The organism is Micromonospora echinofusca (assembly GCF_017614955.1).
Classification (GTDB): Bacteria; Actinomycetota; Actinomycetes; order Mycobacteriales; family Micromonosporaceae; genus Micromonospora; species Micromonospora echinofusca_A.
Window position 1 is genome coordinate 1 of the sequence record NZ_WVUH01000262.1, and the last position, 10,361, is coordinate 10,361.

Sequence of the window (10,361 nt, forward strand, 5' to 3'; positions counted from 1 at the left end):
GGGTACGGCCCCGTGGGGGCGGGACTGCCCCTACTCAACACCTGAACCGGTTAAGTTTCAAGATGGTGAATGGGATGTTTCTGTCGACCCTCCTCCGTCCGGGGGGCGATACACCCCCGCGCGCCCTTTGCTCTGCTTCAGCGGAGGCAACAGCTGGACCGGGAAAGTGTTGCCGATGCTGAAGCAGAGCAAAGGAGGGAAGCAGAGCAGAGGAGGTCGGCTGGCCAGCCGGGACCGTCGGCGCGGTGCGCGGATCCCCACCGGCGCGCTGCGCAGCCGCTACCCCCGGCGGGCCGCCCGGGACGTCGGTCCGGGACGACGTCCACCGGCGGGCCGCCCGGGACGTCAGTCCGGGGCGACGTCCACCGGCGGGCCGCCGTGCGTCCACGGGGTCTCCTCCGGCGCCGGGAACGCCCCGGCGGGCAGGAACGCGTCGGAGAGGGTGGTGTAGGTCAGCCGCTCCCCCACCTCGGGCACACTGCCCGGCGGTGGTGTCATGCTCCGGCCCATCCCGCCGGAGAGTTCCAGCACCACCTCGGTCCGTCCGGCGGCGTCACCCTGATTCCGCCGCTCGGGGACGTCGGACCGGGTCACGAAGACCACCCGGGCCTTCTGCGCCGGCCGGGTCGGCGAGTAGAGCGCGGTACCCGGTTTCACCAGCACCGGATCCGTGGTCACCAGCATGATCCGGGGGCGCAGCACCGGCCGCTTGCCGCTGTCGTCGATCCGGGTCGGATCGGCCAGGGTCACCTCACCGGCGAATGCCTCCCCGGTCAGCCGGTGATCGGCCAGCACCAGCGGGTCGTCGTAGGCGCGCTGCACGGCGTACGAGGTCAGAGCCCGTTCCAACCGGTGCAACCGCTGCGCGGCGGCCACCGCCGAGTCGCGGCGCGGCTGCGGCTGGCCACCCGCGTCGACGTGTTCGGCGTACCCGGTGAAGGCGTCCCGGTCGGCGGCCCACCGCCCGGCCACCCGCGCCCCCGGTGGCAGCGCCCGCAGCAGCGCCACCCCGCGCCACATCAGCGCCCAGGTCGGCACGAGCTGCCCGTGCAGCGCGGCCTCCAGGGTGGCGTACGCCGTCCGGCGCGCCACCGGGTCGTCCTGCGCCGCCTGCCAGGCGTCGACCGCCGGTCCGAGTACCCCGTTGTCGAACTCGGGGTCGGTGGCCGGACCGGCCGGCGGATGCTGCGCCGGGTCCTCCGCCTGGGCCGCCGCCTGCGCGCCGGTCGTCCCCGGCGGCGGCGCGATCCAGCCGAGCAGCGCCGGCAGGTGCTGGTCCTCCAGCGCGCTCTGCCCGGTGGCCCAGTGCAGACCCAACGCGTCCGTCATGGCCAGCAGCAGCGACGACCCGGGGTACTCGGCCCGCTCGGCGAGGAAGGTCAACCAGCGGCCCAGCAACGGCACGGACGGGTGCACCGGGTACTCGCCGTCGGTCCGGCGGAACCGGGTGGACCGGCCCAGCAGCCGGACGAAGTCGAGCCCACCCGGGTTCGGCACCAGCACCTGCGGGGCGTCGACGTAGCGGTGGCGCACCTCGCGGCCCCGGTCGGCGGGGACCGCCTCGACGACCCCCCGGTGCCCGTCCAGGTAGGGCAGTACGACTGCGGCGAGGTCGGCGGCGAAGGCGAAGCGCTGGTCCCGGTTGCGCGGTTGGGGCACCACCAGCAGCGTGGGCCGGTCCGGATCGTCGCCGACCAGTACGGCGAGCGGGGCGTTGGCCTCCCCGGCCAGGATCAGCGGCACCAGCACCAGTGGACGCTCCGACAGGTGCAGGTGCCGGACCGTCGCGACCGGCTGCGCCACCCCGGCGGCCACCGCCTCGGCGCGGGCCAGCGCCCGCAGCGTACTCACGTCCGGCCTCCGGCACCGGCCGGGTACAGGGCGGTGCCGGGCGTGCCGGTCAGGGTCAGCGCCTCGGCCCGCAGGCGGGCGGCGGCACGCAGCAGCGCGGCGGCCTCCACCTGCTCGGGGGCCGGGGTCACCTCGGCCCGGGCCAGGGCCAGCACCTCGGGTACGCCCGCCACCCCGCCGAGCGCCTCCCGGACCGGCCGGCCCAGCGCGGCGGACCGGTCCCGGGCCTCGTGCCGGCAGAAGAAGGCCAGTTCGCAGGCGGCCAGACACTCCGGGGCGTAGTGCGCGGTGACCTGGCCCAGCGCGGCGACGAGGTCGGCCGGGTCGGCCTCCGGATCGGCGGTGAAGTCGTCCGGTACCCCGGCCAGCAGGTCCGTGACCCGGGCCATCCGGCTGAGCTGCCGGCGCAGCACCAGCAGTTGCCGGCGTACGTCGAGCACGCTGGCGACCGGCTGGTTGGCGAAGTCCCTCGGGCAGACCAGCACCACGTCCGAGGAGACCAGTTCCGGGTCCCGCCCGGCGGCGGCCAGCAGGTCCCGCAGGGCAAGTACGTAGACGGCGGACTGGATCGCGGCGGCGGCCACCTTGGCCGGCTCGGCCTGCCCGTCGATCACCGCGAACGACTTGATCTCCACGACGTGGAACCGTCCGCCGAGCCGGGCGGCCACCAGGTCCGGCTCCAGGTAGACACGTTGACCTGCCACGTCGAGACTGAGCAACGGGTGGTCGAAGAGGGCCCCGGTACCGTCCGCGTCGGTCGGGGTGGCGGCGACCAGCAGGTCCCGGGACCGCTCGTGCCGGCTGGCGTTGGCGTCGTCGGGTGCCCCGGCACCCAGGTCGGTCCAGGTCGCCTCCGGTACCGGCAGCCCGAGCCGCTCGGCGACCAGCCGCAGCAGTTCCGCGCCGCCGTCCGCCTTGACCTGCGCCTCGAACGCGTTGCCCCGGGTGATGGCGAACCGGGACTGGCCGTAGCGGGCCGGGAAGCCGATCCGTTTCGCCAGCGCCGACTTGTCCACCCCGGCGCTGTCCAGCACGGCCCGTCGGGTACAGCCCGGATTGCCGGTGAGGGCGGCGATCGTCCGGGCGTTGTGCCGCCGGGCGGGCACCGGGCCCCGGATCCGGTCGAGCCGCTGCGCGGTACTGGTCATGGGAGGCCACGATAGTCCCGACCCGGGACAACCCGCGCCATCCGGGCCGCCGGTGGTCCGCCCCGTGGCGGGGTGGACCACCGGCGCCGGTGCTCAGTACGCGGAGGCGCGGACCGCGAAGACCGAGCGGCTGCCGGCGTACTCGGTGGCGGACCAGAGCTGGTCCCGGGACGCCCAGTAGGACAGGTCCTCCGGACCGATCGGCAGGCTGTCGGTGTGCATGGTCACCGCGCCACCGGGCCGGAAGGTGGCCAGGTCACCCCGGTTGGTGTCGCCGTCGCTGGTGGACAGGTAGAACTTCCCGTTGATCGCGGTGGCGCCCTGCATGCTGGTCACCGACACGTCGTACGCCTCGGTGCCGCGCACGTACCCGTCGGCGTCCTCGCGGAGCATCCGGTCGGTGTAGTCGATCGGGAAACGCACCAGCCGGGTACCCGTGCCGGGGTAGGCGTACTCGCCGACCACGATGCTGTCCGGGGCGCTGGTCCGGTCCAGCCCGACGAACGAGAAGCGCAGGTCGGCGTAACCGCCGGCGGTGGAGCGGGCGTACGAGAACGCCTGCGGCAGCACGTACTTGTAGCCGTACGCCTGGTAGGAGCCGTCGGACTGCAACCCGATCGCGGCGCTGTCGGTGCTGCTGACCTGCCACAGGTGCCGCAGGTCGAAGACCCGGAACCCGGCGTGGGTGGAGGCGACGTACAGGAGGTGGCCGTACCAGACGATCCCACCGGCGTGCAGGTTGACCGGGCGGTAGGAGACCTTCCCGTCGCTGCGGGTGTACGGCTCGACCAGCAGCACGTGCCGGTAGGTCGGGGCGGACGGGGTGGACCAGTCGACGAACGAGACCCGGATTCCCCGGTCGATCCCGTCAGAGCCGTCGTCGTACCAGCTGACCAGGATCGCCACCGCGCCCTCGTAGTTCCCCGCGTCGTAGGCGTCGGCGCTGGTGGTGATCCCCTGCGGGATCCAGTACGGCACGGTGTTGTCGCCGCTGTTCCAGCAGAACGCGGCGACCCGGTTGGCGGCGGCGGGCGCGCAGGGGGTGGCCGCGCGGTTGCCGTCGGCGACCACGGTGGGGACGCTGACGTTCGGCAGCGCGGCGTCCAGGTCGTCGATGAGCGACGAGTACGAGGTGGCCCGGAGCCGGAAGTTGGCGGCGGTGAGTTTCGTGGCGGCGGCGGAGACCCCGGTCGGGTCGACCAGTTCGGAGGGGGCGGTCGGTTCCTCCCGGTCCGGGCCGGCCGAGGGCGGTACCGGCGGCCGGGCCGGCTGCGCGGACGTCGCGGCCCCGGGCGCCGGAGCGGCCGGCTGCGCGTGGGCGGCTGGCACGGCCGTACCGGCGAGGGTGACGGCCAACGCGGTGACGAGCAGGGCCCGTGACCTCATACGGTCCTCCTGGGGTGGATGAAGGTCGATGCGTTCACCCTCACCGGCACCCACCGCGCGCGTCAACGCGCTGCGAAGGAAAATGTCAGAGGTTAATCATTCCGCGATGCTTTCCACCGGCACCGCCTCATCGGCGGCCGGCCGGGCGCTTTCCCGCCCGGGAGGTACCGCCCGCCGACCGACGGGTCAGCGACCCCCGGCCGGGGACACAGGACCGACCCGGGACCGGGGGCGCCACCGGCGGGGGCGGCCCGGCCGGGACCGGCACCCGGGCGGACCCCGGCACCGCCACCGGTACGGCCGGCCGCAGGCCGATCAGCCAGCAGAGGAAGCGGGCCATCCCGGTCACTGCCCGGCGAGGCGGACCGCCTCGCCCTTCGGCAGGTCGTACGCCGCACCGCAGAACGAACACTGCATGCCGTACCGGGTCCGTACCGGGAACAGCGGCACGAAGAACAGGCTGAACCGGGTGGTCCGCCGGGTGACGACCTGGGCTGCGGTGTTACCGCAGTTGCGGCAAACGAGATGGACCACGCCGAGCCGGTGGACGCCGGTACGGAGCCCGAAGATGAAGAACATCGCCCGGACATACCCAGCCCGGCCGCGTCCTGCACCTCGCATCCCGCCGGTACCACTTTCGACCCGGGTAACACTTTCGGCCCTATTGACGCCGTCTGGTCGGGAGTAACCAGTTGGAGTGCCCAAGGCGCTCCACACCGCAGCCGAGGAGTGTCCGTGGTCGAGATCCGCACCGTCCAGACCGTCACCGGGATCTGCGTGGCCGCCGTCGCCGCGCTGACCGTGGCCGGCTGCGGTGGCACCAGCGGCACAGTCCCGGGCAACCGGTGGGTCGGCCCCTCGGTCACCACCGGGGTGACGCCGGTCGACGCTCCGGTCCGGCTCACCCGGATCACCTCGGCCTGCGCCCTGCTGCCCACCGAGACCGTGGTCCGGGTGCTCGGCGCCGGCGAAGGCACCCGGCTGACCGCGCAGGAGGAACCGGTGCAGGATTCCGGGACCAGCCCGAAGCACAGTTGCCGCTACGGCAGCGACGGTCGGGAGGCCCTCAGCCTGGTCACCTCCACGCTGGCCAACCAGGCCGACACGGTGTCCGCCACCCTGGACCGGATCGCCGACAACAGCGGCGCGACCACCAGACCGGTCCGTGGGGTCGGGGCCGGCGCGGTCACCTACGTCAGCGACGGGGTACGGGTCCTCGCCGTCACCGTCCCGCACGGCGACGACCTGCGGCTGTTCATCCTCAGCGGCCCGTCGGTCATCCCGCAGGCCAAGCTCACCGAACTGGCCCGACACGTCGCGCCGCAGCTCTGACCGCATCCGGCACCCGGGCCGGTCACGGTGTCCAGTCGGGGCGCAACGGGAAACCGGCGTCCCCGTCCGGACCGGTCCGGGTGGCCAGCACCTGGTGCAACTGGATGCCGTTACGTTCGAACGACAACCGGGAGCCGGCCATGTAGAGCCCCCACACCCGGGCGGTACCCGGGCCGACCTCCGCGACGCAGGCGTCCCAGTGCCGGACCAGGTTGTCGCACCAGGCGGCGAGGGTGTACGCGTAGTGCCGGCGCAGGTTCTCCTCGTGCTGCACCTCCAGCCCGGCGTCGTGCACCTCGCTGATCACCCGCCCCGGCCCGGCCAGTTCCCCGTCCGGGAAGACGTACCGTTCGATGAACAGCCCCGGCCGGTTCGGCATCCGGTTGTCCGCCCGGGTGATGCAGTGGTTGAGCAGCCGCCCACCGGGGCGCAACCGGTCCCGCAGCGCGGCGAAGTACGCCGGGTAGTTGGCCACTCCGATGTGTTCGGTGAGCCCGATCGAGCTGACCGCGTCGAAGTGCCGGGTCGGGGCGTCCCGGTAGTCCATGTGCCGGACCTCGGCCAGCTCGCCGAGCCCCTCCCGCTCGATGGCGGCCTGCGCCCACTCGGCCTGGGCGCGGGACAGGGTCACCCCGAGGGCCCTGACGCCGTACTCCCGGGCCGCGTGCCGGACCATGCCGCCCCAGCCGCAGCCCACGTCCAGCAGCCGCATCCCGGCGGTCAGGCCCAGCTTCCCGGCGACCAGGTCGTACTTGGCCGCCTGGGCCTGCTCCAGGGTGTCCCCCGGGTCCCGGTACACCGCGCAGGTGTAGGTCATCGACGGACCGAGCACCAACTCGTAGAAGGCGTTGGAGACGTCGTAGTGGTGCTGGATAGCGGTGCGGTCCCGGACCCGCGAGTGGGTCAGCCCGGACACCACCCGCCGCCAGCGCGGCACCGCCTCCTGGGGCGGGGGCGGCGGTGGCCGCAGCCGGTTCCAGCCGAGCCCCCGGGCCATGGCCAGCGCCTCACCGACCGCCGGCAGCCGCAGCCGCAGCCCGTCCTTGAGTACCCGTAGCGCCTCGTACGGGTCGCCGGGGTGCACCCCCCGCAGGACCAGGTCGCCGCTGACGTAGGCCCGCGCCATGCCCAGGTCACCGGGGGCGGTGAGCAGGTAGGACAGCCCCCGCACGGTGGCGACGTGCAGGCCGATCCCGGCGTCGGCCGGGCCGATCGCGCTGCCGTCGTACCCGGTGACCCGCACCGGCAGGTCACCGTCGGTGACCGCACGGAAGACGTCCGCCACGGTGGGCCCGCCCCGCCGGCCGGCGGGCGGCAGTTCCGCCTGTTGCGGCTCCCGGTCCGTCACACTCATTGTCGTCCTACCGCCTTCTCGTAGAGCCCGGTCAGCCGGTGGTCGGGGTCGTAGCGCCCCTTCACGGCGCGGTACGTCGCGCCGCCGTAGAGCCGGTCGAAGGTCGCCCGGTCGTAGTAGGCGTCCGAGTAGAGCGACTTGTGCCCACCCGCCTCGGACACCGCCCACTCGACGGCCCGGTTGACGTCCCCGTCGGCGGCCCCCGCCGCGACCGGCACGGTGCCCCAGAACCCGACGTTGACGTACGCCTCGTCGGGGCGCATCGGGTAGAGCGGCCAGACCGTCGCGGAGCCCGGCCCGGTCGGTTCCCGCAGCCGCAGCGGGCAGAGCCAGACCGGGGTCATCGGCACGTTCCGGGCGAACCACCGGAGGAACCCGGCGGTACCGTCGAGCGGGATCTCCACGTCCTGCACCACCCGCTCCCGTGGTGGGCGACCGCGCCAGCGGTCCACCCGGGCCGCCATCCCGTAGCGGTGCTCCAGGTTGACCAGCCGGTGGTAGACGTCGCTGCGCCGGTAGCGGGCCGGCCAGAGCCGACGGAGCACCGGATGCTGGGCGCCGAAGGCACGGGAGCACCAGAACCAGTCGGTGTCCCAGCGCCACAGGTAGTGGTACGCGGTGAGAGCATCCTCGGTGCGCTCCCGTACCGACCGGTAGTAGATGGCCTGACCGGTGTAGTCGCCGACCCGGGACGCGGTGTCGGTGAAGGTGCCGAGGATCAGGTAGCTCTCGTCGGTGGCGAACATGACGCCGTCCATCGCGTCGACCCGGCGGCCCGCGTACCGTCCGGTGTCCATCACCTCGCCGATCGCCGTGACCAGGGCGTCCAGGTCGGTGAACCGGACGTTGCGCAGGGCCACGTACCGGCCGATCGGCTGGAGTTCGATGCGCAGCCGGGTGGCGTACCCGAGACTGCCCATCGAGTTGGGGAACGCGGTGAACAGGTCGGCGTGCTCGCCGTCGGGGCGGGCGGTGACGATCCGCCCGTCGCCGGTGAGCACGTCCATCTCGACGACCGACTCGTGCGGCAGCCCGTTGTGGAACGACGTCGACTCGATACCCAGCCCGGTGACCGCGCCACCCAGCGTGATCGTCCGTAGCTGCGGTACGACAAGTGGCATCAGCCCGTGCGGCAGGGTCGCGTCGACCAGCCGCTCGTACGTGCACATGCCCTGCACCTCGGCGGTGCGGGTGGTCGGGTCCACCCCGAGCACCCCGTCGAGCCCGCTCACGTCGAGCCCCGGTGACCCGGTGGCGGTCCTCGGCCGGAACAGGTTGGAGGTACGTTTCGCCAGGCGTACCGGCACACCGGGCGGAACGGCGGCGTAGGACTCCCGTAGCACAGCGACCGCGCGGTCGTGGTCACGCGGTTGCTCGACCCGCAACGAGCTCACTGGATCACTGTAGGCGACCAGACCGTCACCGGTCAGCCTCGACACGTTTCCGGTCGTCATCCGGTCGGACGCAGGGTCGGCTCAGGTCGGGCCGACCCGGATCCGGTCGGACGCGCGGTCGACTCAGGTCGGTGCGGTCGACTCAGGTCGGTGCGCGGAGCACCCGCATGAACGGGGCGAGCAGCCACGGCCGGGGCCCCCGGAGCCTGACCCGGCCGGAGAGCGCGGCGCGGGCCCGGCCCAACCGGCCGAACAGCATCAGGCTCAACGCCGGAGGCTCGAAGGTAACCTGGACGTCGACCCGCTCGGCCGGGTCACCGACCGTCACCAACCCGTCGGCCAGGACGAAGGTCACCGGCTCGGTGTACGCCGACTGGAAGCGCACCACGATCCGGCGTGCCGGCGGTGGCCGGTCGGCGTCCATCAGCCGCCCGTACCCGTGCCGGACCATCCCGACGATGAACAGCTCGAAGAAGAGCGCGGAGTGCTCCGGCGGGATCGTCCAGGGCACCCGGCGGGCCCGGCCGATGTCCCAGCCGTGCAGCAGCAGCTCGTTGAGCAGGTGGGCGAGCACCCCGGCGAGCGGGAGCCGGGCGTCCCCGAGCCACGGCCACAGCTCCTCCGGGTCCCGCCCGGCGCTGGCGTCGAGGATCGTCCCGATGTCGGCGGTGAGCCGGTCCACCAGCGCGGCGGGATCCCGGTCGGTCAGGTGCCGCAGGACCAGCTCGTTCACGTCGGCGATGGTGTCCACGGTGGTACCCAGCAGATGGTCGTCGAGGGCGGGTACCGGCAGTGGCGCCAGCTCGGGGCGGAGCCGGTGCGCGTAGAGCCAGCCGACCGAACCGACGTGCGCGGCCAGCTCGGCGACCGTCCAGTGCCGGGTCGCCATGGCGTCAGCGGGTACCGAGAGCACCAGCTCACCGAAGCGGTCCCCGGTTTCCTCCAGGGCCGTCCGCACCGCGGTCCACTGGGCACCGGTGATGGTCGCCGTCACGTCTGTCCTCCCGGGGGCGGGCGCCGACCGGACCACCGGCCGCGCCGGACATCGACCGACGCGAGTGACGGTACCTGGTGTACCGGCCGGTCCGGAATACGCTGGCAGAATGCCGAAAGCCATCTGGAACGACCTGGTGATCGCCGAGAGCAGTGACACGGTGGTGGTGGAGGGCAACCACTACTTCCCCCGCTCGGCACTGCGCTCCGACGTGATCCGCGAGTCGGACACCCACACCGTGTGCCCGTGGAAGGGCACCGCCTCCTACTACAGCCTGGAGCACGACGGCCGGCACAGCGCCGACGCCGTCTGGTACTACTCCGACCCGAAGCCGGCGGCTGCCGAGATCCGGGACCGGGTCGCCTTCTGGAAGGACGTCCGGGTGGTCGACTGAATCTCCCCGGACCCCGGCTGGCCGTCGGGGTCCGGCTTCGGTCAGGATGCCGGCATGACGAGTGAGGGCTCAGGACCCGACCGGACCGGGGGCACCGTCTACGGCGCCTCCGGCCCGTCCCGGGTACGCGCACGGCTACCACAGGACCGGCTGCTGGCCGGCGCGCTCGGGGTGGGCGCGCTCGGCGTACTCCTGGGGGTGCTCTTCGCCAGCGGCGTCCTCGCCGGTGGGGACGCGCCGGCCGGGAAGGTTCCGGCTGCCGCCCCGGCGACGGCCGACGCCCCGCCGACGGAGGCGGCCAGCCCGGCGGAGCCGACCGCCGACGCAGAACCCACCGCGATCGAGGCGACCCCGTCCGTGCCACCGACGAGCGCCGCGCCACCCGCCGGCCCCCGACCGGTACGGTCCGTCGCCACCCCGCTCTGTCTCGACGTACGCGCGGACACCGACCCGGAGGGGGCGGACGCGCTGGTGGTGCCCTGTACCGGGGCACCCACCCAGCAGTGGT

General features: G+C 73.4%; 9 protein-coding genes and 1 pseudogene. 3 read left to right on the plus strand and 7 right to left on the minus strand.

All coding sequences use genetic code 11. The features are described 5' to 3' along the window. Positions 1 to 345 precede the first annotated feature (345 nt). The 4 genes from GSF22_RS24410 to GSF22_RS24425 form a co-directional block, all read right to left on the minus strand. On the minus strand, positions 346 to 1,851 hold the full coding sequence (locus GSF22_RS24410) for a hypothetical protein (protein ID WP_208816070.1): 1,506 nt from the start codon (positions 1,849 to 1,851) through the stop codon (positions 346 to 348). After that, positions 1,848 to 2,999 (minus strand): hypothetical protein, encoded by a 1,152-nt coding sequence (locus tag GSF22_RS24415; protein WP_208816071.1) that lies wholly within the window; start codon positions 2,997 to 2,999, stop codon positions 1,848 to 1,850. The genes GSF22_RS24410 and GSF22_RS24415 overlap by 4 nt, the downstream gene beginning before the upstream one ends. A gap of 93 nt (positions 3,000 to 3,092) precedes the next feature. Continuing rightward, positions 3,093 to 4,385, minus strand: a complete 1,293-nt coding sequence (locus GSF22_RS24420) for a hypothetical protein (protein WP_208816072.1) — start codon at positions 4,383 to 4,385, stop codon at positions 3,093 to 3,095. A gap of 345 nt (positions 4,386 to 4,730) precedes the next feature. Beyond that, positions 4,731 to 4,964 carry a zinc-ribbon domain-containing protein gene (locus GSF22_RS24425; RefSeq protein WP_208816073.1) on the minus strand — a complete coding sequence of 78 codons (234 nt, stop codon included), beginning with the start codon at positions 4,962 to 4,964 and terminating at the stop codon, positions 4,731 to 4,733. A gap of 156 nt (positions 4,965 to 5,120) precedes the next feature. On the opposite strand from GSF22_RS24425, the gene GSF22_RS24430 reads away from it, so the two are divergent. Next, positions 5,121 to 5,717, plus strand: coding sequence for a hypothetical protein (locus tag GSF22_RS24430; protein WP_208816074.1), 597 nt, complete (start codon positions 5,121 to 5,123; stop codon positions 5,715 to 5,717). 22 nt (positions 5,718 to 5,739) lie between these two features. Here GSF22_RS24430 and GSF22_RS24435 read toward each other — a convergent pair whose 3' ends face one another. From GSF22_RS24435 to GSF22_RS24445, 3 genes are all read right to left on the minus strand, one after another. Then, complete coding sequence (locus GSF22_RS24435) at positions 5,740 to 7,071, minus strand: class I SAM-dependent methyltransferase (RefSeq protein WP_208816075.1); 1,332 nt, start codon at positions 7,069 to 7,071, stop codon at positions 5,740 to 5,742. Continuing rightward, on the minus strand, positions 7,068 to 8,456 hold the full coding sequence (locus GSF22_RS24440; protein WP_244454035.1) for an FAD-binding oxidoreductase: 1,389 nt from the start codon (positions 8,454 to 8,456) through the stop codon (positions 7,068 to 7,070). Before GSF22_RS24440 ends, GSF22_RS24435 begins: the two co-directional genes overlap by 4 nt. Positions 8,457 to 8,607: 151 nt before the next feature. Further along, on the minus strand, positions 8,608 to 9,459 hold the full coding sequence (locus tag GSF22_RS24445) for a maleylpyruvate isomerase family mycothiol-dependent enzyme (RefSeq protein WP_307804283.1): 852 nt from the start codon (positions 9,457 to 9,459) through the stop codon (positions 8,608 to 8,610). A gap of 109 nt (positions 9,460 to 9,568) precedes the next feature. Here GSF22_RS24445 and GSF22_RS24450 point away from each other — a divergent pair, with 109 nt between their 5' ends. Further along, positions 9,569 to 9,853, plus strand: coding sequence for a DUF427 domain-containing protein (locus GSF22_RS24450; RefSeq protein WP_208816078.1), 285 nt, complete (start codon positions 9,569 to 9,571; stop codon positions 9,851 to 9,853). A 54-nt stretch (positions 9,854 to 9,907) separates the two neighbouring features. Further along, positions 9,908 to 10,361, plus strand: a pseudogene (locus GSF22_RS24455) (hypothetical protein); the annotation flags it as partial.